This is a genomic window from Streptomyces sp. YIM S03343 (genome assembly GCF_054729195.1).
In genome coordinates this window covers 4,788,273-4,813,256 of sequence record NZ_JBPUKX010000001.1, presented here as the reverse complement: position 1 = coordinate 4,813,256, position 24,984 = coordinate 4,788,273, and the positions used below count along the sequence as shown (strand labels likewise).

20 protein-coding genes are annotated in these 24,984 nt (G+C 70.4%); 8 read left to right on the top strand and 12 right to left on the bottom strand.

Annotated elements, in window-relative coordinates:
• The first annotated feature begins 75 nt into the window (after nucleotides 1–75).
• Nucleotides 76–930, top strand: a complete 855-nt coding sequence (locus ACSYGN_RS20755) for a hypothetical protein (RefSeq protein ID WP_460397782.1) — start codon at nucleotides 76–78, stop codon at nucleotides 928–930.
• A gap of 35 nt (nucleotides 931–965) precedes the next feature.
• Here ACSYGN_RS20755 and ACSYGN_RS20750 read toward each other — a convergent pair whose 3' ends face one another.
• From ACSYGN_RS20750 to ACSYGN_RS20740, 3 genes are all read right to left on the bottom strand, one after another.
• The gene (locus tag ACSYGN_RS20750; protein ID WP_460397781.1) at nucleotides 966–2,261 is read right to left on the bottom strand and encodes a phosphatase PAP2 family protein; all 1,296 of its coding nucleotides are present in this window, start codon (nucleotides 2,259–2,261) and stop codon (nucleotides 966–968) included.
• Nucleotides 2,262–2,591: 330 nt separating this feature from the next.
• The gene (locus tag ACSYGN_RS20745) at nucleotides 2,592–3,176 is read right to left on the bottom strand and encodes a TerD family protein (RefSeq protein WP_460397779.1); all 585 of its coding nucleotides are present in this window, start codon (nucleotides 3,174–3,176) and stop codon (nucleotides 2,592–2,594) included.
• A 180-nt stretch (nucleotides 3,177–3,356) separates the two neighbouring features.
• Nucleotides 3,357–4,076 carry a DUF1963 domain-containing protein gene (locus tag ACSYGN_RS20740; protein ID WP_460397777.1) on the bottom strand — a complete coding sequence of 240 codons (720 nt, stop codon included), beginning with the start codon at nucleotides 4,074–4,076 and terminating at the stop codon, nucleotides 3,357–3,359.
• 402 nt (nucleotides 4,077–4,478) lie between these two features.
• On the opposite strand from ACSYGN_RS20740, the gene ACSYGN_RS20735 reads away from it, so the two are divergent.
• Together ACSYGN_RS20735 and ACSYGN_RS20730 are read left to right on the top strand one after the other, a co-directional pair.
• Nucleotides 4,479–7,556: an FG-GAP repeat domain-containing protein gene (locus ACSYGN_RS20735; protein ID WP_460397775.1), complete on the top strand. Its 3,078-nt coding sequence runs from the start codon at nucleotides 4,479–4,481 to the stop codon at nucleotides 7,554–7,556.
• Between the two features lie 214 nt (nucleotides 7,557–7,770).
• Entirely contained in the window at nucleotides 7,771–8,823 is a 1,053-nt protein-coding gene (locus tag ACSYGN_RS20730) for a PucR family transcriptional regulator (RefSeq protein WP_460397773.1), read from the top strand.
• Here the strand turns inward: ACSYGN_RS20730 and ACSYGN_RS20725 are convergent.
• From ACSYGN_RS20725 to ACSYGN_RS20715, 3 genes are all read right to left on the bottom strand, one after another.
• Entirely contained in the window at nucleotides 8,793–13,574 is a 4,782-nt protein-coding gene (locus ACSYGN_RS20725) for a DNA repair ATPase (RefSeq protein WP_460397771.1), read from the bottom strand. The two genes, ACSYGN_RS20730 and ACSYGN_RS20725, sit on opposite strands and share 31 nt — an antisense overlap.
• A gap of 119 nt (nucleotides 13,575–13,693) precedes the next feature.
• Entirely contained in the window at nucleotides 13,694–15,721 is a 2,028-nt protein-coding gene (locus ACSYGN_RS20720) for a flotillin family protein (protein WP_460397769.1), read from the bottom strand.
• 112 nt (nucleotides 15,722–15,833) lie between these two features.
• The gene (locus ACSYGN_RS20715) at nucleotides 15,834–16,517 is read right to left on the bottom strand and encodes a hypothetical protein (protein WP_460397767.1); all 684 of its coding nucleotides are present in this window, start codon (nucleotides 16,515–16,517) and stop codon (nucleotides 15,834–15,836) included.
• A 186-nt stretch (nucleotides 16,518–16,703) separates the two neighbouring features.
• Between ACSYGN_RS20715 and ACSYGN_RS20710 the strand changes: the two genes are divergently transcribed.
• The gene (locus ACSYGN_RS20710) at nucleotides 16,704–16,937 is read left to right on the top strand and encodes a hypothetical protein (protein WP_460397765.1); all 234 of its coding nucleotides are present in this window, start codon (nucleotides 16,704–16,706) and stop codon (nucleotides 16,935–16,937) included.
• On the top strand, nucleotides 16,937–17,329 hold the full coding sequence (locus ACSYGN_RS20705) for a type II toxin-antitoxin system VapC family toxin (protein ID WP_460397763.1): 393 nt from the start codon (nucleotides 16,937–16,939) through the stop codon (nucleotides 17,327–17,329). The genes ACSYGN_RS20710 and ACSYGN_RS20705 overlap by 1 nt, the downstream gene beginning before the upstream one ends.
• A 72-nt stretch (nucleotides 17,330–17,401) precedes the next feature.
• Here the strand turns inward: ACSYGN_RS20705 and ACSYGN_RS20700 are convergent, their stop codons facing one another.
• The 4 genes from ACSYGN_RS20700 to ACSYGN_RS20685 all read right to left on the bottom strand — a co-directional run bounded on the left by ACSYGN_RS20700 (nucleotide 17,402) and on the right by ACSYGN_RS20685 (nucleotide 19,780).
• The gene (locus ACSYGN_RS20700; RefSeq protein WP_460397761.1) at nucleotides 17,402–17,800 is read right to left on the bottom strand and encodes a type II toxin-antitoxin system VapC family toxin; all 399 of its coding nucleotides are present in this window, start codon (nucleotides 17,798–17,800) and stop codon (nucleotides 17,402–17,404) included.
• On the bottom strand, nucleotides 17,797–18,078 hold the full coding sequence (locus ACSYGN_RS20695; RefSeq protein WP_460397759.1) for a hypothetical protein: 282 nt from the start codon (nucleotides 18,076–18,078) through the stop codon (nucleotides 17,797–17,799). The genes ACSYGN_RS20700 and ACSYGN_RS20695 overlap by 4 nt, the downstream gene beginning before the upstream one ends.
• 107 nt (nucleotides 18,079–18,185) lie before the next feature.
• Complete coding sequence (locus ACSYGN_RS20690; protein ID WP_460403611.1) at nucleotides 18,186–18,647, bottom strand: ATP-binding protein; 462 nt, start codon at nucleotides 18,645–18,647, stop codon at nucleotides 18,186–18,188.
• Nucleotides 18,648–18,649: 2 nt separating this feature from the next.
• Nucleotides 18,650–19,780, bottom strand: a complete 1,131-nt coding sequence (locus ACSYGN_RS20685; protein WP_460397757.1) for a hypothetical protein — start codon at nucleotides 19,778–19,780, stop codon at nucleotides 18,650–18,652.
• Nucleotides 19,781–20,061: 281 nt separating this feature from the next.
• On the opposite strand from ACSYGN_RS20685, the gene ACSYGN_RS20680 reads away from it, so the two are divergent.
• The 3 genes from ACSYGN_RS20680 to ACSYGN_RS20670 all read left to right on the top strand — a co-directional run bounded on the left by ACSYGN_RS20680 (nucleotide 20,062) and on the right by ACSYGN_RS20670 (nucleotide 23,045).
• Nucleotides 20,062–20,904 carry a helix-turn-helix domain-containing protein gene (locus tag ACSYGN_RS20680; protein ID WP_460397755.1) on the top strand — a complete coding sequence of 281 codons (843 nt, stop codon included), beginning with the start codon at nucleotides 20,062–20,064 and terminating at the stop codon, nucleotides 20,902–20,904.
• Nucleotides 20,901–21,107: a DUF397 domain-containing protein gene (locus ACSYGN_RS20675; protein ID WP_460397753.1), complete on the top strand. Its 207-nt coding sequence runs from the start codon at nucleotides 20,901–20,903 to the stop codon at nucleotides 21,105–21,107. Before ACSYGN_RS20680 ends, ACSYGN_RS20675 begins: the two co-directional genes overlap by 4 nt.
• 144 nt (nucleotides 21,108–21,251) lie before the next feature.
• Nucleotides 21,252–23,045 (top strand): DUF6055 domain-containing protein, encoded by a 1,794-nt coding sequence (locus ACSYGN_RS20670; protein WP_460397751.1) that lies wholly within the window; start codon nucleotides 21,252–21,254, stop codon nucleotides 23,043–23,045.
• Between the two features lie 37 nt (nucleotides 23,046–23,082).
• On the opposite strand, the gene ACSYGN_RS20665 is transcribed toward ACSYGN_RS20670, so the two are convergent.
• Nucleotides 23,083–23,733 (bottom strand): response regulator, encoded by a 651-nt coding sequence (locus ACSYGN_RS20665; protein WP_460397749.1) that lies wholly within the window; start codon nucleotides 23,731–23,733, stop codon nucleotides 23,083–23,085.
• On the bottom strand, nucleotides 23,730–24,938 hold the full coding sequence (locus ACSYGN_RS20660; protein ID WP_460397747.1) for a sensor histidine kinase: 1,209 nt from the start codon (nucleotides 24,936–24,938) through the stop codon (nucleotides 23,730–23,732). Before ACSYGN_RS20660 ends, ACSYGN_RS20665 begins: the two co-directional genes overlap by 4 nt.
• Nucleotides 24,939–24,984: the final 46 nt, after the last annotated feature.

The following is a 24,984-nucleotide window of genomic DNA, read 5'->3' as shown; positions in this document are numbered from 1 at the left end:
CAGTCCCCGGGGTCACGGATCTGATCACCCGAGTCGACCGACTCCACGATCACTTCTCCCTCCTGGGGAACGCACATGCGCTTTCGTGCCACTGTGGCCGCCGTCACCGGCGCCCTGGCCCTCACCGCCCTCGCAGTCCCGGCCGCGCAGGCCGCGCCCACCTCGGGCACGCCGTACACGCTGAACGCGAGCTTCTCCAACGTCTCGATCGCCAAGGCGATCAAGGTGGGCACCACCAACGAGGTCAGCGTCAAGTACTCGTACACGCTGACGCACGGCTCCACCGTGAACATCGCCGCGAGCGACTTCTCCACAGAAGCCATCCTCTACCACGGCACCTACAGCGACACGGAGCCTGAGCTGTACGGCGACAATCCGGCGACCTGCACCGCCACCACGTCGACGACGGCCACCTGCACGGGCTACATCAACATCTACCCGTCCGGCGCCCCGTTCGGCGAACCGTCCGGCGACCTGAAGAATGCCTGGGCCGGCAGCTGGAGCGTGGCCGTCGATGCCATCGCCTTCAACGGCCAGAGCCAGACCAACCCCGCCGACATGAGCAAGGTCGGCTACAAGGACCAGAGCGGCCTCGGCACGACCCTGGTCCAGCGCAACTCGAAGCTGACGACCAGCGTGAGTGCGACGTCCGTCTACAAGGGCAAGACGTTCACGGCGTCGGGCAAGCTCTCCCGTGCCAACTGGGAGGACAACCTCTACCACGGCTTCACCAACCAGCCGGTCAAGCTCCAGTTCCGCAAGGCCGGCACGACCACGTACACCACGATCAAGACGGTGTACACCGACTCGACCGGCAACCTGAAGACCACGGCCACCGTGAGCTCCAGCGGCTACTGGCGCTACAGCTACGCCGGTGTTTCGACCACCCCGGGCGTCAGCGCCACGGGCGTCTACGTCGCCGCGAAGTGATGTAGCGCCTCATTGAGGGAAGCCCCCCAAACGCCTCAGATCAGTTCAAGTCGCGGTTCTGGTTGCCGTGTCGGTGCGGCCGTCGGTTCCCGCAGTCTGGTGAGCCGTATGTAGCCGTAGACCACTGAGGTCATGGCGAGGATGAGAAGTGGCCCGGCCACCCAAGGGTGCCGGGCCATCTCCATCGGCAGGTAGCGGTACGACAGCAGGAGCGCGGCAAAGACCGTGGCGCCGTAGACGACCAACTGCATTCCCGACCGGCCCCAGCCGCAGTCGAGGGAGCGCAGCGCTGCCTCGACCGTGACCGCGAACACCACGCCGGCGACGAGATCCGCACCGTAGTGGTAGCCGAATCCCAGCGTCGCGCCGAGCGTGGCGATCAGCCAGAACGTGCCCGCGAACCGCAGCATCCGTGGTGCGCTGCGGGTATGGATGAAGATCGCGGTGGCCCACGCCGTGTGCAGGCTGGGCATGCAGTTCCGGGGGGTGATGTCGTCGTACGAGATCGGGTGCGGGGTACGGATCGGCGGCGGCATGTCCGGCCACAGATCGGCCACCGCCCAGTGCACGCTGCCGGTGCCGAAGGCGCCATGGCCGTAGGCGAAGACCGGTCCGACCACCGGGAAGATCATGTAGATGGCCGGCCCGAGGAGGCCGATCACCAGGAAGGTGCGCACCAGATGATGGCGCGGGAAGCGGCGCTCGACTGCCACGTTGCGCAGCTGGTACAGCGCGACGACGACCGCGGCCACCGGAAGCTGCCCGTAGACGAAGTGAAGAACCTGGGCGCCGATCGGGCCCGTGGCGTTGACCATCCGGCCCACCAGCCATGACGGGTTGCCCAGCGCGTGATCGGCGGTTGCCACGTACTGGTCGAGCACCGCCGGCCGGGTCTTCGCTGTGATGAGCAGCCAGGTGTCGCCGGTCTTACGGCCGGCCACCAGCAGCATGCCCAGACCGACGCCCTTCAGCAGCAGGGCGCGTTCGGCGCCGGTGCGGCGCGTGACGGCGATGACCGCGCAGCCCACCATCACCCACAACGCGCCGTTGCCGAAGACCTGGCCGTCGGTCGTCCTGGCATCGACCGACCACCGCACCAGCACGAAAACGACGTCGATGCCGATGGCGACACCAGCTGCGATGAACCGCTGCCGCCAGGTGAGGACCACCGTCATCAACGCCAGACCGCCGTACAGCGGTCCCGGCTTCGGGGCGAATATCAGCCCGCTCACCTGGTTGGTGATCGGCCCCGGTTGACCGTAGCGGCGTGCGGTGATCTCCAGTGCGACGAGGATTCCAAGAGCCGCCGCTCCCGCCGCGGCCCACAACATGGCTCGCCGTTGGCGCCGGACGGGCGAAGACGCTCTGCCGTTTATTCGCGAAAACACCCGCGACGCTCTAGATATCAACCGTTTCGCCGATTTGTCCGATATGGGTTAAGTAAGAGAAAAGCGACGACGGTAGTCGGCGCGAGTTCGAACATGCTATTGGATGGCGCACAGGTTTCTGCCAGCAAGTGCGGCTTATTGGTTGTCCAGATGACTCCGAAGCGTCTGCCACCGCCGTCTTGCAGCACGAACGGGGTGTCGGCATACCGCCGACACCCCGACAACCTGGTTCAACCGGCCGTGTACCGGCCGTGCACCGGCCCCGCAGCCGCCCTACTTGCTGATGGCGAAGCGCATCAGGGCATGCTCGTCACCCTGCTTGATCTTCCCCGTCACATTGATCACTTCGAGCTTCCAACTGCCGCCGACCCGCATCGCCTTGGCCACGGCGCAGGCGTTGTCCTGGGTGAGCAGGCTGGGCCAGATGTCGGCGACCTGCTGGGAACTGCCGCCGGTCGCGTCGTAGACCTTGAAGCTGATGTTGCGCGCCTTCTGGAAGGAACTGCCCTTCTTGTACGCGGCGGCGACGAACACGATCGACGTGATGTGCGGCGGAATCCTGGCGAACTCCACGGTCACCGTCTCGTCGTCGCCGTCCCCGTGCCCGGTCTGGTTGTCGCCGCTGTGGACCAACGAGCCGTTGCCCATAGGGTCGAGCGAATCGAGGCCCGCGAGGCGCACCGGGTCGCCGCCCTGCATGACTATGGCGATCAGGTCGAGGTCCGTCCCCTGCTTGCGGCGGAAGTTGCCCAGCACCCCGCCACTGCTGCCGGCCGTGGGGTCCCAGGACACGCCGATGGACAGGTGGGTCACTCCGTCCAGGTCCGCCGGGCCGTCTTCCTTGGTGAGCGTGATCATGTCTGGGACATCCCTTTCCAGAGGATTGCAACAGGCAGAGTGTGCCCCCTGGATTGTCGGTTTCGTGTGACGGATCTGCACCGAACCGGCTGCACCACCAGCGACGGAAGGTACTGCTGGGTCCATACGATCTGACGCTCCCCGGCGTTGGGAACAGAGGCCGGTCGCCCCAGGAACTGGTCAGGGGTTCCAGTACACGCTGGTGAACGCGCGGTCGAAGCGCCGCGCGGCCAGGTCCTCGCGCTGGATCACCCAGTGGACGGTGGCACTCTCCCAGCCTTGCACGTCCATGCCGGCCACCCAGTCGGCCAGGAGTACCCAGTCCGAGACGTCACCCGAGACCGGTCCGTCCCCCCAGCCTGCTTCCACGGCTTTCACCGCGTTGTGCACGGCCCAGGCGACCGGGTCGGTGTCGATGGCCTCCTCGTCGGCGTATCCCCCGATCTGCAGCGGCCCCTCGGGGGCGATGTCCGCACGGGTGCTCTCCCAGACCTCGACGAGTTCCTCAGAGCGGGGATGCCCGGGATGCGGCCCGCCCCACGGCATGCCGGGCTGTACGACCGACTTGTGGCAGGGCAGCGACACATGGGCCGTCGCCCGCAGCGGACCCTGCGGGAACTCCGCGAACATCGCCTCGTAGTCATCGCAGTCGGAGGAGTTCCAGGCGTGCTTGTCCCGCTCGGCCACGGCCGCGCCGGCGGGGACGTACACCACGCTGCCCATGGTCTCGTGATCGTCGGCGGTCTCGGGGAAGGCGAAGAGCAGCAGCCGGCCGTCGGGAGGCAGGGGCAGGTCCGTCGCGTCGGCGGGCAGGGCCGCGAGGTCGATGGAGGCGACGAAGGGGTGGGCGGGGTCCGGGACATCGGCCGGAAGCCGGAGCGGGCCACCGAATCGGCCCACGGCCGCCCCGTCCCCGTCGCCATCCCTATCCCCGTCCCCGCCCCCATCCCCATCCCCGCTTCTCGTCAGCGTCAGGCAGGGGCGGGCGGTGGCCAGCCATCGCTCTACGTCGTCGGCCGGTATGCCCCGCACAATCGCCTTGTCGCGGAAGGGACTCAGCCGATCCCGCATCTCAGGAGTCATGGGCACACCGTAAAGGGAGCCGCTGACACAGCCACTTCGAAGCCACTTCGAAGCCGCGACGGGCCACCGCGCAGCCGCCTGCCGGTATCGGGGTGGCCTGCCCACCCCCTCTCAGCTGCGCGAGCATCCCGCAGCCGCCGCTGCCACCCCCGGTAAGAGTCGGGTAAGATCCGGCCACTTGTGCGAGGGCACGGACCCTCGTAGGGGAGGGAACATCACGTGGGCAGACACGCCCTGAGACGGGGCGGTCCGGCCGCCGCCGTCTCGCTCGCGATCGCCGTCATGGCCGCGTCCGTCGTCGTCCTGACGGAGGGCGGCGGCTCCGCGGAAGCGACCGAGGCCGACACCACCGCGATCACGCTGGCCGACCCCAGCTCCACCACACCACGCACCGACCGCCCGTACGTCGCGGGCGACACCGGCTTCCTGCACCGGCAGACCGGCAGGACAGGACTGCTGTGGACCGACTACACGACCGGCAGGACCGTCACCGTCCAGAACGCCGACGGCGTCTACACCCCGGGCACCGGCTGCACGTACCTCGGCTCCCAGTGCCGTAAAGCCTGGTACGGCTCGGACAGCGACCTGGTCGCTCTGCCGACCACGGCCAACGACGCGTACGCCACCCTGTGGGATCCGGCCACGGCCACCTCCAAGAAGGTGAGTTGGAACGGCTCCCTCCAGTACGGCCAGGGCTACTACCGGGCCCTCGCGGGCGACACGATCGTCACCACCCACTCCCTGATCGACAAGGTCGACGGCGAGTGGCGCACCCGCCAGGTCACCGGTGACGAAACGAGCGTGGGGAGCGAGGACGTCCTCGCGGCGGACTCCGCCGGTGTGCTCTGGTCGGCCGGCTCCGGCACGATCGGCTACATCGACGTCGCCTCGGCCGTGAACACCTTTGCGTTCACCGACGCCACCTACGACTCGTACCAGGTGATGAGCGAGGACCGCATCGGCTGGTACGACGCCGACACCGCATCGCTGCATCTGAAGTCCCGTGCCGACCTCACCGCCGACGAGCAGGTCGTCACGCTGCCCACCGACCCGGGCACGCTCGACGGCGAGCCGGTCCTGGTCGGCGACTGGCTGCTGCTGCCGCTGTCCTCCAGCTCGCCCAGCTCCCGGCTGCTCGCGGTCGACGTCGACGATCCCTCTGTGCAGCAGACCCTGCTGGCGAACGCCGGTGAGTACACGCTGGCGGCGGGTGACGGCAGTGCGCTGGTCACCGGCGGCGCCGACGCCGCCGACTGGTGGGTGCGGCGGGTGAGCCAGGCCGAGGACGGCACGCCGAAGGTGGTGAAGGTCCAGCAGGCCCCGGCGATGGAGAACGCCAAGACGGGCATCGCGCTCAGCCGCGGCAGCCTGCGTGTCGCCGAGGACGACCCGAACGCCACCGCGGACACCACGTCCGTGCGCACCCTCACCACCGACGGCTCCGCCACGCTGACGGCGTCCGAGGCCACGGCGAGCCGCTCGGTCTCCGCCGCCCTCTGCCCGTACGAGGGCTCCACATGCTCGGCGCTGTGGGGGAATCTCGACGCCGAGGACGTCTACCTCCGCAATGACCGGCTGGTGGAAATGGGCGGCAGCGATCTGGTCTTCGGCGTCCAGGGCGGCCGGATCGTCGACGTCTCCGACGACTACGCCGTCTTCGACTCCGGCGGCACCGACCCGGCGCAGTACGTGGGCGAGTTCGGCCAGGGCCTGAAGCTGAAGCGGTCCGTGCGCACCGCCGCCCTGAACGGCTCCACCCTGTGGAGCGCCGGCACCGTCGGCAAGCTCACCTCGTACAGCATCCCGCAGGCGAAAACGCTCACCACGGTGACCGTCCCGGGCCTGGCCTGCGTGCCGAGCGAACTCCAGGCGGCGGGACGCTGGGTGTACTGGGCCTGCGGGACGGACTCGGCGGGCGTGTACGACACCAAGGCCGGTACGTCGAGGGCGGTCACCCCCGGTGACGTGCTGCTCGGCGACGGCTTCACCGTCCGCCACGACCATGGCGCCCACACGCTCGTCCTCACCGAGGCGGCCACCGGCACCACGCGCACGATCGCCTCCGACCTGGCCGACAAGGGCCTGACCGTGGACCGCCGTTACCGCTGGACGGTCGACGAGTACACCGGCCTGGTCGCCTGGTTCGACGACTACGAGCGCACCCACGTCACCACCACGGGCATCGCCCCGTCCGCCGTGACGGCCTTCGAGACGTCGGTCGGCGGCTATGTGGACCCGGGGATGCCCTTCGAGGGCACCTGGGTACTGTCCCGCCCGGTCACCTCCTGGTCGCTCACCTTCACCTCGGTCCAGAGCGGCGCAAACGGCAAGGCCACCCGCACCCTCACCGGCGGCCCGACCCCGGCCTGGGTGACGACGACCTGGAACGGCAAGACGGCGAGCGGGAGTTACTTCCCCAACGGTCACTTCACCTGGACCCTGAAGGCGACCGGCCTCGGCACCGCCACACCGGACACGGTGACGAGCGGCGAGGGCTACCTGGAGCACGGAGCCGCGGTGCGCCGCGACTTCGTCAGCCCCGACGGCCCGGACGGCCGCGGCGACCTGCTCACCCTGAACTCCTCGGGCGGGCTGACCTTCCACAGCGGCACGGGGACGGGCAGGTTCGGCGACAAGTACACGGGCACCGGCTGGCCCACGACCGTCATGGCGGTCCCCTTCGGCGACCTCAGCGGCGACCGCTGCAACGACGTCCTCGTCCGCTACAGCAGCGGCGCGCTGCGGCTGTACAAGCCGGGCTGCGGGGCGGCGGTCAAGCCGTCGACGTCGTACACCACCCTCGGGACCAGCGGCTGGACGCAGTACAACGCGCTCACCTCGCCCGGCGACGTGAGCGGTGACGGACGCCCGGACCTGATCGCGAGGAACTCGTCCACCGGAGCGGTCTACCTCTACAAGGGGACGAGCGACGGCAAGCTCGCCTCCCGCGTGAAGCTCTACGACAACTGGAAGGGCTACAAGAAGATCGTCGGCACCGGTGACATCAGCGGCGACGGCAAGGCCGACCTCCTGGCCCAGGACACGTCCGACACCGTCTACCGCTACAACGGCAAGGGCGACGGCACGTTCGCAGCCCGCGTCAAGGTGTTCTCGAACTGGGGCGGCTCGTACAACGTGGTCGTCGGGGTCGGCGACATCACGGACGACGGCAGACCGGACCTGGTCTCCCGCGACACCGGTGGCAACGTGTGGCGCAACAACGGCGACGGAAAGGGCTCGTTCGGCCCGCGGACGCAGATCGCCAGCGGTTGGAGCGGCTACAAGGCCCTTTCGTAAGCGGTGAGTTCAGTCCACCAGAGGCGCCCGGAGATGTGAAATCTCTGGGCGCCTCTGGTGCTTCGCCGCAGATGGGACGCGACCTCCCGTGTCGGATGGGCGCGGCTCGGCGTACGCTGACGCGTCGCTAACGCGTCGTTGACGCGTCGCTAATGCGGGGTACGGGGTACGGGGGAGGAAACGGGAGTTGGCTGGTGTCGGGGCGGCCACGGGTATGCCTGCATCGTCGGACGACGATGCCTGGGCGCGGCTGCTGGAGGACGTGGCGAGGAGCGGGCGTCGGCTGCGGCGTGCGGAGCTGGAGTCGCTGCGCGAGTACGGCGACCGGGCCGCCGAGGAGGGGCGGGGGCTGGCCGAACTGGTCGACGAGCGGCTGGCCGTGACCGGACGGGTCTGGGAGGGGCAGCCGGTCGACGCCGTGTCGATGACGGCGCTGCGGGCGGCGGTGGCCGCGCTCGCCGACGGGCACGGGCGGGCGTACCGGGAGCGGCTGCGCCGGGAGGAGGCCGGGCGGCGGGAGTTCGTGGCGGACCTGTTGAGCAGCCGCAGCGACGTGGGCCGACTGGCCGAGCACGCCGAGCGTTTCGGGATCAACCTGGCGTGCGCGCATGTCGTCGCGGTCGCCGAGGGCGACGGCTACGACCTGGAGCATCCGCTGGTGCGGGCGCTGGAGCGGCGGCTGCTCGGCCGTTTCGGCGAGCACGAGATCCTGCTGGCGGTGAAGCACGGGCGGCTGGTGTGCATCGTGGCGTCCGGCTCGGGTGAGGCCGCGGCGGTCAAGGCGTTCGCGGAGCTGACACAGGGCCGGCGCGTCGTGGTGAGCCGTCCGCACAGCGGGCCCGGCGGGGTCGTGCACTCCTACGAGGAGGCCCGGTCGGCGTTGGAGCAGGCGGCCCGACTGGGGCTGCACGGACCGTTGTTGTACGCGGCCGACCTGTTGGTCCTGCCGGTGCTGCTGCGGGACCGGGAGGCCCTGGAGGATCTGGTGCGCGGGGTGCTGGGCCCGTTGCGGACGGCGCGCGGCGGGGCTCGGCCGCTGCTGGAGACGCTGATCGCCTACGCCGATTCGCGCTACGTCGCGGCCGAGGCGGCGCGGCGGCTCGGGCTGAGCGTGCGCGCGTTGGCGTACCGCTTGGCACACGTCGTACGGCTGACGGGCCTGGATCCGGACGACGCGTTGCAGCGCTACACCCTGGAGACGGCGGTGTTCGGCGCTCGGCTGCTCAAGTGGCCGGATCAGGATCGGGCTACGGGGGACGGCGGGTAGGCCGTGCACAAGGCCTGCCAGCGGGCGGTCTGTTCGGGGGTGGCCCGGCCGCGGAGCCGGGCGAGCTTGAGCAGGTTGGCCTCCGCGGCGCTGCCGAGGGTCCGTGCCTCGGCGAGATAGTGGTCGTCGAGCAGGGTCTCGACCTCGGCGTCGCTCTGGACGGGGTCGATGCGGGCGGCGAGCTGCGCCATGGTGCGGTACGAGCCCTGGAGCAGGAACGGCGGTTCCAGGCGGTCGGCGTCCTCCTGGGCGGCGGAGGCGATGTAGGCGCGATTGACGGCCAGGACGGTCCGCTGGACGCCGCGCAGCCGGGCGAGTGTGGCCAGTACGCGGTCCAAGTCCAGGACGGGGTGGGTGAGTTGGTCGGCCTGGGCGGCCGGGTCGCCGTCGGCGAGGGCGACCAGCAGGCGCAGGTCGGCCGGGTCGGCTCCGGCGAGCGGGGCCAGGACGGGGTTGGCGGCGAGGGCGTTCTCCAGGAAGGAGAGCGCGAACAGGTCGTCGTGGCCGCTGAGCACCTCGCCGAGGTTCCAGACGTCGGCGCGGTTGGCGAGCATGTCGGGGATCTGGAAGCGCTGCCCGTTCGCGGTGTGCGGGTTTCCCGCGAGGCAGACGGCGAATCGGCGCCCGCGCAGGTCGAAGCTGCGGGCGACGCCGTCGGCGACGGCTTCGATCCGGCGCTGCGCGTCGCACAACGGGATGAATTTCTGCAGCAGTTCGGCACCGACGTGCTGGATGTCGTCCAGGTACAGCAGGACGTTGCTGCCCGTCTCCAGGGCGAACACGATCTTCTCGACCTCGCGCCGGGCGGCCGCGTCGGGGGCGCGGTCGGGGTCGAGCGAGGTGGTGCCGGTGCCGAGCGCGGGGCCGTGGACGCGGACCATGAGCAGGCCGAGCCGGTCGGCGACGTACTCCAGCAGGGTCGTCTTGCCGTAGCCGGGCGGGGACAGGAGCAGGAGCAGGCCGCTGCGGTCGGCCGGGCCGGTGGGGTCGAGGGTGCCGAGCTGTCTGGCCAGGTTGTCACCGACGAGGGGGAGGTAGACCCGGTCGATGAGCTGGTTGCGGACGAAGCCGGCGAGGGGGCGGGGGCGGTGGTCGTCCAGGCGGAGCCTGGCCCGCTCGGCGGAGAGGGCGTCCGCGCGCCGCCGTTGGAAGGCGCGGAAGGCCGGGACCCGTTTCTCCCGGAACTCCTGTGCTTGGTGCGGAAGTTCGTCGATCCGTACGGTCAACCGGCCGTCACGGAGGCGGGGGTGGACGCCGAGGAGGCCGTCGACGGTCTCCTGGACGGAACCGGCGATCTCGTAGCGCGGCAGGTCGGGTGCGCACAGGTGGGCCACGGCCTCCGCCACGCCCTCACCCTCTGCTGCTTCCGCGCCTTCCGCGTGGGTGGCCGCGTACGACCCCAGCCAGGCGGCGGCGAGTTGGCGGCGCGCGGGCAGGTCGGCGCCGAGGGCGGCCAGGTCCGCGGTGAGGGCGGGGGCGGCGTCCGTGTGGCGGAAGCCGTCGAGGAGGGTGCGCACGGCGGCACCGGTGGCGAAGCCCTCGTGGGGGTCGGCGAGTTCGGCCACCAGGTACTCGCCCGTCCGCGCTGCCGGAGGCAGTCCGGCGGAGGCGGTGAACGCGTTCACCGCGTCGGAGAGTTCGGCCGCCAGCTCGGCCCAGGCCGTCGCCGGTGCGGTACCGGCGGGTCCGAAGTGGGCGCGGGCCAGCGCCAGGGAGCGGGCGCGGCGCTGCCAGGCGGCTCGTCGGTCGTCGGTCGCGGCATGTGCCCAGAACAGCTGGGCGGTGGCGCGCACCTCGGCGGGGTGCCCGAGCAGCCCAGCGCCGTCCCGCAGCCGGAGCAGGGCGCCGAGGACGACGGTGGCGTCGTGGTCGTGGACGCCGCGCTCGTAGCCCTCGTCGTAGGCGCTCTCGGCCGCGCGGCGGACCTGGTCGAGCAGCGGCTCGTCGGCGGTGGCCGTGGGCAGCAGCGCGGCGGCCAGGTATTCGGCGCGGTAGAGCGCCGGTGATTCGCTGACCAGGGGCTGTGTCCAGAACTCGCGTCCGGTCAGCAGCTCGGGGAGGTGGGCAGAGCGGTGGTAGCCGGTCCCGGTGACGGCGAAGGCCAGCCCGTCGCCGTCCGGCTGCAGGGTGAGTTCCACCGGTTCACGGCGGACGGCGAAACGGTGGCGTCCCAGCCGTACGGCGGCCCCGCCGTCCTCGGTCAGATCGGCCCGGTCGCGCAGCTCGCGCAGGGCGGTGCGGACGGCGTCGAGCAGGCCGTCCTCCAGTTCCTGGGCGCGCACCTGCTCATCGAGGTCGCGCAGTTCCCCGGCGGCGGCACGGACGCGCGACGCCATCGGGTCCGCGGCCTGGGCTGCGTGGATGTCGGCCGCCGAGCCGAGCCCGGCGAGTCTGCGGCGTAGCGCCTCCAGGGCCCGCAGCGCGGAGGCGGCCACTCGGTCGGCGCGGGCGGCGGCCTCGTCCAGCAGGGTCTGACGCCGGGCGGCGAACACCTGCTGGATCTCCTCGCGGCGCAGGGCCAGGTCGGCGGCGAGGTCCTCGGCTTCGGCGAAGCGGGCCTCCAGCGCGTCCAACCGCAGCAACAGACGGGCGAGTTGGTCGTCGCAGGCGACCGGGGAGCCGGCGGCTGCCAGGGCGGCGGTCGTCGCCTGGGCGAGCAGGGCCGACTCGGCGGCGTGGGCGGCGCGGTGCTCGGCGTCCAGCAGGACCCGGCGGCGGTTCGCGAGGACCGCGCGGGCGCGGTTGACGGCCGCCAGGACCTCGCCGATGGCCAGCAGCACGGCCGTCGTCGCGCTCGGATCGGCGGCGATCGCGCCGGTGACCAGGTCGGTGACGGTGGCCAGGGCGTCCGCCTGCTCGGCGAGACCGTCGGTGAGCCGCTCGGCCTCGGCGGCGGTGGCGACCGAGGCGGCGTCCTCGGCGGCGCGCAGGGCGGCGGCGAGAGGGGCGGCGAAGGCGTCGGGCCCGGCGAAGAACGCGAAGGCCTGCTCGGTCGCCGTCGTGAGCGCCTCGGCGAGGTCCGCCTCGACTCGGTCCAGCGCGGCCGGGTCGAGCTGGGGCAGTTCGCGCAGGGTGCCGGTGCGGCCCTGGGTCCGGCGGAGTTCGGCGAGGAGCGCGGTCCAGGCGTCCGCGTCGGTGGGCGGTTCGCCGCGGGAACGGCGGATCAGGCTTGCGGCCTCCTCGCGCGCCCGGTCCAGCTCCTGCGCCGCGCGGGCGGCGAGCTGCCGGATCCTGGCCTGCTCGGCGGCCAACTGCTCGGCGGCTTCCCGCAGTTCGGTCAGAGGTTGGAGCAGGCCGGTGTCGGCGAGCCAGTAGTGGCGGTCCGCCGCCTTGGCGCAGACGTCGAGGATCAGTTCCGGGGCGGCCGGGGCGGCCGTGGCCTGGTTCTCCGGCGCGGCGGCGGTCGCCGTACGGACCACGTCGAGGCACTCGGCGATGCCGCGGACCAGGTCGGCATTGCCGATCCGCTCCAGCGGGCCGTCGCCGACCGCCTGGGCGGCGGCGTACTCGGCGGACTGGAAGGGGGTCTGCCACAGCTGGAGTTCGTGCGTGCGCACCGGCTCACGGTCCGGTCTGAGCAGGACGAGGGTGCCGTCGGGGAGCAGGGTGTGCGCGGCAGCGTGCAGGGCGCTCGCGGCCTCGCGGCGGACGGTGTTCCAGGGCAGGAGCAGGACCTGGGCGCGGCCGGGGCGGCGCAGGACGTAGAGCAGGTCCTCGCCGTTGGGCGCGGGGAGTACGGCGTCGAAGCGCAGTCCGCCGGTGGCGGTGTCGGGGCCCGTCGCGTCGCCCGCACCGGCGGCCGTACCGCTGTCGCTGCCGCCTTCGATGCGGAAGGTCCGGTGGCTGCCGTCCGCCAGCTCGTAACCGCCGGGGAAGATCAGGCCCTGCTCGGCGGGCAGCAGCCGGGCACCGCGGCCGAGCGAGTCCTGGCGGCGCGCCGATCCGGTACGGGTGTTGACGACCAGGTAGCGGTCGGCCGGTTCGTTGTAGGGGCGGATCCGCAGGAGCAGCAGGGGGCCGGTCACCGCGTAGGCGACCGTGGCGTCCGCCAGGCTCTGCAGCGGCTCATCGACCGGCTCGCCGAACAGCGGGCGGTCGCCGGGCACGGCGTGGACGGTGAGGCTGCCGCCGGTGGTGGCGACCGAGACCGCCCCCTCGCCGCCCTCGATCAGGATCCGCCCGTCGGCGTGGTCCTCGCGTCCGGTCGTCCGCCACGGCAGCTCGGAAGCGGACGGCTGCGGCAGGTCGCGTTCCCCGTGGTTGCCCAGGTACTCGACCCGGTCCGCCCCCAACTGCCAGCTCAGGACCCGTAGATCACCGTCGTTCTCACCGGTGCGGAACACCGCGAGCAACCGCCCCGACGCCGTGCACACGAGGTCGGCGAGGCGGGCGTCGCGGTAGTAGCGCAGCAGTTCGGCCAGGTCGCGGCGGAAACGCACGTCATCGAGCAGGCCGGGGACCCGCTCCGGGCCCAGCGCCGAGCCGTCCAGGGCGTGCAGCGACAGCAGTCCGGCGTCGAGGTCGGGGGCGGAGGTTCCCAGCAGGAGGATGTCTTGCCGTACGGCGACTATGCCGCGGGCGGCGCCTTCGCCGACGGTGCGGGGGCGGGCCGAGCCGGCCAGCCCCAGGGGGCGGGAGCCGAACGCCTCCTGGCGGCGGGAGTTCAACTCGGCTGTGCGCCGCCCCAGTTCTGCCGCGCGGTCGGCTATGCGTGCTCGCAGGATCTGGTAGGTGCCGTCCTCGACGCCCATGGTTGGTCCTCGTTCCCCCTCGATCGTCTGCGGCGCCGTTGTGGCTGGTCGCGCCCGCGCGGCGGTAGCCGCATATCAATACAGCCCCGCGCCCCTGACGGGGCGCTGTCGTGGTCGCGCTACTTCGCCGCACCGTTGGCGAGTTGCACCGGATCGACCGACACGGGGTCTCCGTTCGCCTGCCCGCCCAGCAGCTTCAGCAGCAGGGCCAGGTTCCACGGGCCGCCGGCCGCCAGGCCGCGCAGTACCTCCGTCGCGTCGCCGGTGAAGCTCTTCTCGCCGCTGAGCCACTCCGCGCCGAGGGCCTGTACCGTCTCCGAGCCCTGTACCGCGCCGTCGACGGCCTTGCCGAAGGACACCGCGCCGACCAGCCGCTCCAGGAACACGCTGTCGCCGCCCACGATGTCGATGTCCGCGCTCTCCAGTCCGGCGGCCAGCACCGACGCCTGTGCCTCGGCCACCGTCCGCTGGACCTCCAGCGCGGCCATCCGGACGTCCTTGTCGGCGGCCAGCCGCAGCCGGAACTCCTCGTGCGCCCGGGACACCTCGTCCAGCGCGGCCATCGCCGCCGCCTTCTCCTTCAGGCCGGCGGCCTCACCCAGCAGCCGCTCCCGGATGCCCGCCGCCTCCGCGTTCGCCTTGCTCTCCGCCACGGCGGCCTCGGCCAGCCCGACCTTCTCGATGGCGTCCGCCTTCTCCTTCAGACCGGCCGCCTCGCCCTCCAGCCGGGCCCGCACACCGGCCGCCTCGGCCAGCGCCTGGCGCTCCGCCACCTCGGCCTGTGCCAGACCGGCGGCCCCGGCCATGGCGCGCTCGCCCTCCGCCCGGCGCACCTGGGCGGCGGCGTCCAGCTCCGCGCTCTTCTGCCCGGCCTCGGCCAGCACGAGCTGTTCCTTGGCCCGCAGGTGCGCGGCCTGCTCGGCGGCCTCGGCCGCCTTGATGTCCTTGACGAGCTGTTCCTGCGCCTCCGCCTCGGCGGAGATGATGATCGTCTGCCGGGTGCGCTCGGCCTCCTGGACGACCCGGACCCGCTTGATCTCCTCCTCCTGCTCCGCGACCGTGCGCTCCACCGCGACCCGCTCGCGCACCACATCGGCCACGCCCCGGCGCTCGACCTCGACCTGCTTCTCCTTCTCCGCCCTGGCGAGCTCCACCTCCCGCTCCCGGTTGACGACCTCCAGCAGCCGGTCCTTCTCGATGCGCTCGCCCTCCACCGCGAGGACCCGCTCCCGGTTCTTCTCGGCGACCGCGATCTCCCGCTGCTGGTTCTCCCGCTGGACGCCGAGGAGTTCCTCGGTCCGCAGCAGCGCGCTGTGCGCCTTGAGCCGCTCCTCCTCCTGGACCTGCGCGGTGGCCGCCTCCTCCTGGGCCCGCAGGGTCTCGATCCCCTTCCGCTGCCGGATCTCCGCCTCCGCGCGCCGCCGTTCCAGCTCCAGCACGGCCTCGCGCGCGTCCACGTCCTGGCGGGTGATCTCCATCTCCTCGTTGCGCTGGAAGTCGTTGGTGCGGATGTGCTCCAGTGCCGTCAGCTCGGTGATCTTCCGGATGCCCTGCGCGTCAAGGATGTTGGAGGCGTCGAGCTGCTCCAGCGGGGTCTGCTCCAGGTGGTCGATCGCCGCGTCCTCCAGGTGGTAACCGTTCAGATCGGTACCGATGGCCGCGACGATCCGGTCCCTGAACTCCTCGCGCTTGGTGTAGAGATCGGCGAAGTCGAGCTGCTTGCCGACCGTGCGCAGCGCCTCGGCGAACTTCGCGCAGAACAGGTTCTGCAGGGTCTCCTGATGGCTGGCCCGCTCGGTCCCGATGGCCTGGGCCACCTTGATGACGTCCTCCACCGTCTTGTTCACCCGGACGAAGAACGTGATCTGGATGTCGGCGCGGATGTTGTCCTTGCAGATCATGCCCTCCCGGCCGGTCCGGGAGATCTCGATCGTCTTCACCGAGATATCCATGACCTCCGCGCGGTGCAGCATGGGCAGGACCAGGGTCCCGGTGAAGGTGACGTCGACGCTCTTGGGTCTGGAGACGATCAGGGCCTCGCCCTGGACCACCTTGCGGAACAGCCGGCCGAAGAGCAGCAGCGTGCCCAGGCCGATGAGCAGCAGGACGGCGACGAGCACACCGATTCCGATGGTGACGACAGACATGGCGGTTCCCTTGGACGACCTTGCCGTGGATGAGTGGGTGAAACGCTGGGCGTGCGGAACGCCTGGAACAACGGGAACGGACGGAGCGTGAGGTCGCGTCAACCGGTGGGCGTCAACCGGTGGACGGCGGGGCGGGCATGACCCAGAAGAACTCGCCGTCGTCGTCGTAGTCGTAGATGAGGGCCGACGCCCCGGCACCCAGAACGCCGCCAGGCCCGGCCGCGTCGTCGTGGCTCTGCCGGACCTGCACGGTCGCGGAGGATCCGTCGACGGCGTGGACCTCGGCCTGCCCGAAGTCGGGGCCGACCCGCCCGGTGCGGATCACGCAGCCGAGACCGACGAAGTCGCGGCGCGACGGCGGCGGGACGGGGGCGGGCGTCAGCCGTCGCAGCGGCCATGCCAGTACGCGCGCTCCCGCCCACCCGCCGACCAGGGCGGCCGGCAGCAGAACCCCGTGATCCCTGCTGCCGACCAGCACCCGGCCGGTCAGCGCGCTGAACCAGGCGAAGGCGACCACGAGCGACACCGCCACCGTGATCGGTACCCCGCCCAGACCCAGCACCCGCTGCAGCCCCCCGTGGCCATGGCGCCCCCCGCCGTGCCCGTGGCCGTGCCCCCCGCCGTGCCCGTGGCCGCCATGGCCCGCGCCGGCTCCATGGCCGTGATGTCCCCCGCGTGCCCCGGGAAAGTGCGCGCCTCCCAGGAGCACCAGCAGCCAGTAGGCCGCCACCACGACGAGGGCGAAGGTGAAGACCACGGTCGGATACGCCGTGATCGCCCCCAGAAAGTCCCCCACTGCCTTCGCCCGCCTCCGCGATCCCCCGTCGGCCACGCTTCGTGTGCCGCAGGCCCAAGGGTGACATCGCGCGGGCGGCCACGCACTGCGTGATCCCGGCAGTCTCGGCACCCCTTTCATGTCCCGGATCAGCTCACAGAGGCAGAGAAGCTAGCCATGTAAGACACATCGTCTTACATTGGCTGCATGGCTGACACCATCACGATCCGCAGCGACTCGGAGACCGAGCACGCCCTCGACGTTCTCACCCAGGACGGCAGCTCGCGCTCGGCGGCCATCCGCCAAGCCGTGCTCGAAGCCGCCCTGCGCAAGGAGCGGGCTGCCGCGATGCGCCGCGCTGTCCTGCGTATGCCGCTCGGTGAACCGGACGGCATCGACATCGCCGCGGAGATCGCCCACAACCGCGAGGACGAGCGCTGATGATCTATCTCGACTCCGCCGCCGTCGTGAAACTCGTCCACGCCGAGTCCGAGTCGCAGGCCTTGCGCGACTGGCTCGACGAACGGGCGGAGACCGGATGGACGAGTTCGGTTCTGGTGGAGATCGAGTCGTCGCGAGCCCTGGCACGCTACGCCCCGGAAGCCATCGTCCGGCTCCACCCGGTTCTCGACCTGATCGAACTGGTGGAGCTCAACGCCAGCATTCGCATCCTGGCCCAGACCGTGAAACCGGCGACAGTACGGAGCCTGAACGCCATCCATCTGGCAACGGCTCTCCGTATCCGCTCCCGACTCACCTCGTTCGTCACGTACGACAAACGACTGGCCGATGCCGCCCAAGCAGCCGGGCTGACCGTCGACGTGCCTGCCTGAGACATCTCCGCACCAGCAGGACCCCCTTCCCGACAACGGGTGATGAGAGCCACGGACGGCGGATGAAAACGGTCAGACCTTCTCGGCCCGCAAACGCGCCAGGCCGTTGGTGAGCAGTCCGATGTCCTCGACGTCGGAGGTCAGGATCGTCACCCGGCCCGGATGCTGAAGCGCGGTCGCGCACAGCATGGCGTCGATGGCGTATTTGTGGCCGTGCAGCCCCGCGCTCCGCAGGAGGGCGGCAGCAGACTGCGCAACCGCCTGGGTGACCGGCTCCACGGTCAGCCGGGACAGGGTCCACTTCAGCGCGGCCTCGTTGATCTTCGGGTGGATCACCTCGACCAGCACCGCGGCCGAGGTGACGACCGGCAGGTCCGCGGCCCGGGCGGCCGTCAGCCACTCATGGATCTCCCGGTCTCGCTGCACCGCCTTCGCAAGGCCCTCGCTGTCGAGGACCAGGGCACCGCTCACGCAGCCGCCCCGGCATCAGAGGCGCCGCCGAGAAGACGAGCGCGCTTCGCCGCCACCGCCTCCGGATCGGCCGGACCGTGCACCTTGTCGAAGTCGGCGATCAGCTCGTCCAGATTGTCCCGCTCTATCTGCCGCTGGGCCGCCTTCTCCAGGTACGCCGAGACGCCCCGCTTCCCGACCCGCTCACGGATCGCATGCAGGGTGCCGGCGGTCAGGGTCACAGAGATGCCACTCGTGGGACCGTCACCGGGGAGGAAGTCCATGCTGTCGTCAGCCATGACTCCCATAATGCCATGAGAAATAGCATTACGCGTGACACCGTCACCGCTCCCTCGCGGGCGTGATCATCTCCGCGCCCCCGTCGACGTCCGGTGCTCGCGATGGCTCAGAGGGCGCAGGAGACGACGGCCCACACCGTCTTGCCCGGTGCGCCCGGCCGTTCCGTGACGCCCCAGTTCTCGGCCAGTGCCGCGACGAGGGTGAGCCCGCGTCCGCTGTCCGCGAGCGGCGGTACGTCGTCCGGGGCGAGGACCGGCAGCCGCTCGCCCCGTACGTCGCTCACCTCCACGCGCACATGGCCTCCCGCCGTGTTCCTGCCGAGCCGCAGTTCGGCGTCCCGCCCGGGTACCCGTCCGTGCGTGACGGCGTTCGTGGCCAGCTCGGCCACGATCAGTTCCACGGTGTCGTGCACGGGAGTGCCGTAGGTCCAGCCCCAGGCGTGCATCTGGTGGGAGGCGAGGTGCCGGGCCAGGCGGGCGCCCCGGGGAGTGGCGGTGAAGCGGAGGGTGAAGGTGGTCGAGCCGGTCGGGCCGGTCTGGCCGGTTACGGGCTGCGAGGTCTGCGAGATGGTCACAGACCGGAGGATTCCGGGTCGGTACGGCTGTGACCAGCATTGATGGCCCCACGGTCGGTTTCTGTGGGGGCGGTGCGGGTGACTGTCGGGATGGTCGGGGCCAACCGCTCGACGCCATCGCCGAGGAGCTGAACCGGGAGCAAGGTGCGGTCGGTGCATCGCGGGCACAGGACCTCCTCCCCGACCGGGCGGAACAGGGTGGCTTGGTCGTGGTTGCCCTCACACTCCCGGGTGCCGGTCAGCCGGGTGGAAAGGCGGCCACCGGGAGGAGGAGCGGACGGGGGCGTGCACGCGGGTTCCGGGTCGAGCTCGGGCGCGGAAGGTACGTCGCGGAGGAGGTGGCGCAGCAGGCCGCCGGGGCGGTGGACGGGGGTGCCGTCGTCAGGGAGGCCGCGGAGGATGTGGGTGCGGATGCTGGTGGGCGGGTGGCCTGCGGCCAGCCAGGCGGCAGTGAGACGGGTCAGCTCGGCGTGCATGGGGCGCGGGATGTGCCGCAGGTCCGGGGCGAGGTGGGGGAAGGCGGAGACGAGGGCGGCGGCCTCTTCGAGGAGGGGGCGGGGATGAGTCGGTTCCGGTTCCGGCTCCGGCTCCGGGTGGGCGGGGTGCGGTGGATCGTCCGTGCGCTGCGGGGGGTTGGGGGGTTGGTTGGAGGTGTTTCCAGTCAGGTCTTGCATTGGATGACCGTCGGAGAGCGGAGGGGTCGGGTCACCGGCCGTCGGATGGTGACCACTCGGTGCGAGCTGCGGCGATACGCGTACGGGGGCAGGTTCGTCGGCCGTGACTGCGGGGCCTACGGGCATCCGCGCGAGCAGCTTCGCGGCTTCCCCGGGGCTCAACGGGACACTGGACACGAGCTGCTGGGTCACCCAGAGGCCACCGGGCCCCTGGACGCGTCGCTCGTGCACGAAGCCCTCGTTCTTGAGCTGCCGCTTGGCCCGCGTGAAGGCGCTGCCGCCGATCCGGGCGCGCTCGGCGCTGCGGGACAGGGGCTCGCGTGCTCCCTGCGGGAGGGACAGCTGCCAGGTGAGGAGACGGACCGCGTCGGAGGACAGGCGGGGGTGCCGGATGATGTCGTGGGAGAACTGGGTGTACGCGCGCGGGGGCGCGATATGGTGCCGGTAAATCACGGTGGAGCCTCATTCCACGGGTGGTTCAGGCCCTCGCGTACGGTTGCCATCCGTTGCGGGGGCCGTCTTGTTGTGGGTGCGGCTTTGGGGATGACCGTGCCGCACGCAAAGTGTGCACATGAACGCGTTGAGTGAAAGGCATGTTTTCGGGGCTGTTCACTCGTACGAAGCAACTTGCCCGGTTGTGAGCCTGTTCGACTTGCCTCCCTCCTAGCCTGCGGTCATCGGGATCGACTTGATCGGCGGCTTCGGCAGCTTTCGGCAGCAAGGGGGCGAGTGCGATGGACACGGGTGCGGACTCGGGCGTGGGCGGCACGGAATCGGACTCGAACGTCGAGTTCCTGCGCTGCTTCGGCCGCCAGATGAAGCTGCTGCGGGAGGCCGCGGGGCTCACGCAGGTGCAGGTGGCGGACCAGGTCGGGTACAGCGAGGCAATGATCGCCGCGGTGGAGCAGGGGCGGCGGATCGCCAAGCCGGATCTGATCGACGCAGTGGATCACGTGGTGGACGGGCGGGAAGTGCTCATCGCGATGAAGGATGAGGTGGAGAAGGCCCGGTATCCGTCGTTCTTCCGGCGGTACGCACAACTGGAGGCGGAGGCAATTGAGTTGCACGCCTACGTCAGCCATGTGATCAAGGGCCTTCTGCAGACGGAAGAATACGCTCGCGCCGTGTTCCGGATGTGGCGGCCTCTGCTGGACGAGGAGGCGATCGAGCAGAGGGTGTCCACGCGTATGGAACGGCAGAGGCTCTTCGCGCGACGGCCTGCGCCGCTTCTGAGCTTCGTCATCGACGAGCATGTACTCCGGCGGCCGCTCGGAGGGCGTGAGGTACAGCGGGGTCAGCTGGAACAGTTGTTGTCGTACGGTCACCAGCGCAATGTCGAGATGCAGGTCATGCCACTGCACAGGGAAGAGCACGCCGGACTGGCCGGACCCTTCACATTGATCCACTCGCAGGACGAGCGCAGGATGGGGTACGTGGAAGTGCAAGGGTTCAGCACCTTGCACACGGAGCCGAAGAAGGTCAGGCCGCTTGAAGCGACGTATGGCATTCTCCGTGCGCAGGCGTTGACTCCCCGAGAGTCACTGACCTTCATCGAGAAGCTGTTGGGAGAGCTATGAAGGCAAGCAGCCCCGAGCGTGCCATACATGAACTGAGCTGGTTCAAGAGCAGTTACAGCGCTGGTGACGGCGGCGACTGCGTCGAGATCGCGGACGCTGGTACGGCCGTACTCGTCCGTGACTCCAAGCAGCCGGGGGAGGCACGTCTCTCTGTCGGCGCTGCTGAATGGACCGCGTTCGTGCGGATGGCCGCGCGCGGTTGATGTGAGACGGAGGGGCGGCCGGTTGTCCGGCCGCCCCTCTCCGCTGTGCGGATGCTTTCAGTGATCTGTGGCATGGACGGCAACCATTTGCTCGTCGGCAACCACCGGGGTTCGACACACCCCCCGTGCTGAAGGAGCCACGCGATGACACAGCCCCGTACGACCCACCGATCGCGCAAGCGCTTCCGGGTGCTGGCCGTAGGGGCGCTGGCCACGGCCCTGGGAACCGGGCTTCTGCTCGGGTCCCCCGACGCGGACCACGCTTCTGCTGCGGCAGCGACGAAGAGCGTCTACGTTCCGCCCAGTTGGGCCTCGACGGGCGAGGTGCCCTGGGCGAAGAATCGCACCAAGGAATCCGCGAACTTCGTCCTCCTGTGGGGTGAGAAGTCGGGCACCAACCCGAAGACCGCCGCCACGGACTATCGCTTCGACCCGGACGACATCCTGAGCCAGCTCGAGAAGCTGTACTCCTTCTACGTCAACACGATGAAATTCACGCCGGAGACGGGTCTGCTGGCCCAGCACAAGATCGACGTGATCATCACCAAGACCTGGAACCGCTCCGAGCTCGACGCCTGGGCCACCGGCGGGTCGGCCGACGACAAGGTCGGCGTCATCAACATCGCGCCGGGGGCCGCGCAGCCCGGTTCCTGGGGTCTGGCCCATGAACTCGGCCATGTCTTCCAGAACTACACGTTCCTCGGCAAGGGCGGTGGCGTGGGCTTCACCGACGCCTCGGCGGGGACGTTCTGGGAGACCAGCGCCGAGTACATGGCGATGCAGGTGTACCCGGACGGCGGGGCGGGCGACCTGACCCGGTTCCTGCGCACCGAGAACCTGGCGTACTCCTCCAGCCGCCACCACTACGGCAACTGGATGCTCGTGCAGTACCTCGTGGACAAGTACGGCGGCCTCAAGACCTTCAACAACATCTGGAACCAGGCGAAGAGCACCGAGCATCCGCTGGAGACCTACCGGCGCGTCAACAACCTGACGCAGGCTCAACTCAATACGCGTATCACCGAGTACGCCCAGCACCAGGTCACGTACGACTACTCCAACCGCAGCCACATCATGCCGTTCATCAACAACGTGTACGGTGCCGGTTTCATCAACGCCTACAACGGCGTGCCCGTGGACGCGGTCAACAAGTCGGCCGGTCACTACGCGATCCCGGACGCCCTGGCACCCTCCGACTACGGCTACAACAAGGTCAAGCTGGTGCCCGCGAGTGACGGCGCCCTGATCAAGCTGCACTTCAAGGGGCACGCGAACGCGGCCGCCAAGTCCGGATGGTCGTACGGTTTCGTCGCCGTCAAGAACGGCACCGCGCGCTACAGCGCGGTCTCCAGCAGCGCCGACGGCCAGATCAGCTTCCAGACCCAGCCCGGCGAGAAGGAGGTCTACCTCGTCGTCACCGGAACACCGAGCACGGTCCACCACTACGCGTTCCTGGACGGCTACACCAAGAACCACCGTTACCCGTACGAGTTCCGGATCAGCGGTGCCACGCCGTCGGGCTACGAATCCGGGTACAAGAAGCCGACCGCGACCGGTGGCGGCCACTGGCACTCCAACGGCGGCGGCTGGGTCGACGACAGCGCCAACGTCGCCGCCAGCGTCTACGTCGGCCCGCGCGCGGCGGTCTTCGGCAACTCGACGGTGACCGGCAACGCCCGTATCGAGGGCCTGTCCTGGGTCAACTCCGGGGCCACCATCAGCGGCAACGTGGTCGTCAAGGACAACGCGATCGTGCAGGGCGGGGCCAAGCTGTCGGGCAAGGTCGTGGTCGGCGGCGACGCCGAGATGTCGACCACCTGCTCCTCGGGAACGTACCTGCTGTTCAACCCGGACCGAGGCTGCGACGGCAAGGGCGGCGAGAGCGACATCAATCCGTCCCACGGCACCTTCACGGACGCGGAACTCGCGATCAACTAGGTGCGAACCCTCCCCTGACCGGTCCAGCTGGGGCCGGTCAGGGGGTGAGTCCCGCGTCGCGAGCCAGGAGGGCGGCCTGGACGCGGTTGGTGACTTCGAGCGCGGCCAGGATGCGGCTGACGTGGGCCTTGACGGTGCTCTCGCGCATGGCGAGCCGGGTGGCGATGTCGGCGTTGGTGTCGCCCTGGGCGAGGAGGGTGAGTACGTCGCGTTCGCGGGGAGTGAGCCGGCCCAACCGGGCCTGGGCAGCGGCGGCTTGGGGCTTGTTGGTCGCGTGGTAGCGGTCGATCAGTCGGCGGGCCGCGGCAGGGTGGAGCATCGCCGAGCCGGCGGCGACCAGGTAAACGGCGCGGAGGATCTCGGCCGGGTCGGTGTCCTTGAGCAGGAACCCGTCGGCTCCGGCGGCGAGGGCGTCGTAGACGTACTCGTCGAGGTCGAAAGTGGTCAGGGTGATCACCCTCGGCGGGTGGGGAAGGGCCCGCAACCGGGTGGTGGCGGTGATGCCGTCCATGCGGGGCATGCGGACGTCGACCAGGGCGACATCGATGCGGTGTGCGGTGGCTTGTTCGACGGCCTGAAGACCGTCGGCGGCCTGGGCGACCACGTCGATACCTGCGTCGCCCTCGAGGAGGTCGGCCAGGCCCAGGCGGACGAGGGCGTCGTCGTCGACGATCATGGCGCGGATCATGTGTCGGTGCCGTTCTGTTCGATGCCGGCGGGCTGTTCGATGCCGGCGGGGTGGGGGATGCGGGCGGCGAGCCGCCAGGCGCCCGCGCCGGCAGGTCCTGCGTTCAGGTGACCGCCGAGGGCGATGACGCGTTCTCGCAGGCCGATGAGTCCGTAGCCGGAGTCGACGGAGCCGGCTTCCCCGGGAGTGCCGGCGTTGTTGGTGACCTCGACCAGTGTGGCTGGCGGCCCGTAGTCGACGCGTACGGTCACCAGGGAACCGTGAGCGTGTTTGCGGGCGTTGGTCAGTGCCTCCCGGACGATGCGATACACCGCCAGCCGGTGGGTGGTGGGGACCTGGTCCGGGTTGCCTCGGCTCGTCATCCCGACCTGCTGGCCGGCAGCACGGGCCGCGTCGATCAGTTCCCGCACGTCTCTCAGGGCCGGAGCCAGTGTCTCAGGTGTCTGAGCGGTGCCGGGTGTCTGTGCGGTGTCGGGTGTCTGTCTGGTGTCGGGCTCGCGCAGGGCGCCGAGTACGTCGCGCAGGTCGGCGAGTGCCTCGGTGGACGCGGTGCGCAGCAGGCCGAGTCGTTCGGCAACCGGTGCGGGCAGCGTGTCGCTCCTGGTGGCGAGCACACCGGTGTGCAGGGCGATCAGGCTGAGGCGGTGCGCGAGGACGTCGTGCATCTCGGCTGCAATACGGGATCGCTCCGTGACCCGCGCGGCCTCTTCACGCAGCCGGGCTTCGACGCGCAGGTGCTCCATGTCGGCGGCCAGTGCCTGCGTCAGCCGACGGCGGCTGCCGAGCCACAGTCCGGCGACGAAGGCGAAGAGCAACACGAACAGCGCGGACACATACCGTTGCTCGGCCCAGATCCGGGATGCCGGCAAGCCGAGCAGATTGGCGGTCAGCGCGACGACGGCGCAGCCCACCGCCACCCGCGTCCGACGGGCCACGGCCAGGTCGAACATGACGATGGCCAGCAGCAACAGCGTGAGCCATCCCCACCACGCGGTGACCGCAGTGACAAGGAACGGCGCGACGGGCCACCGCAGCCGCGGCACGACCAGGGCCACTCCGCAGACCACCGCCGAGAGCGTGACCGGCACCAGGTACCGGCCGTCGCTGACCGAAGCGCCGTTCATGGCGATGATCAGCACGAAAACCGCCACGAGTGCGGCCCGCCCGAGGGCCGCCGACCAGCTTGAGACCGTGCTCCTGTTCACCATGGCAATCCTAGGAACGCTCCCGGCCGGTTCCCTCCGACCATCG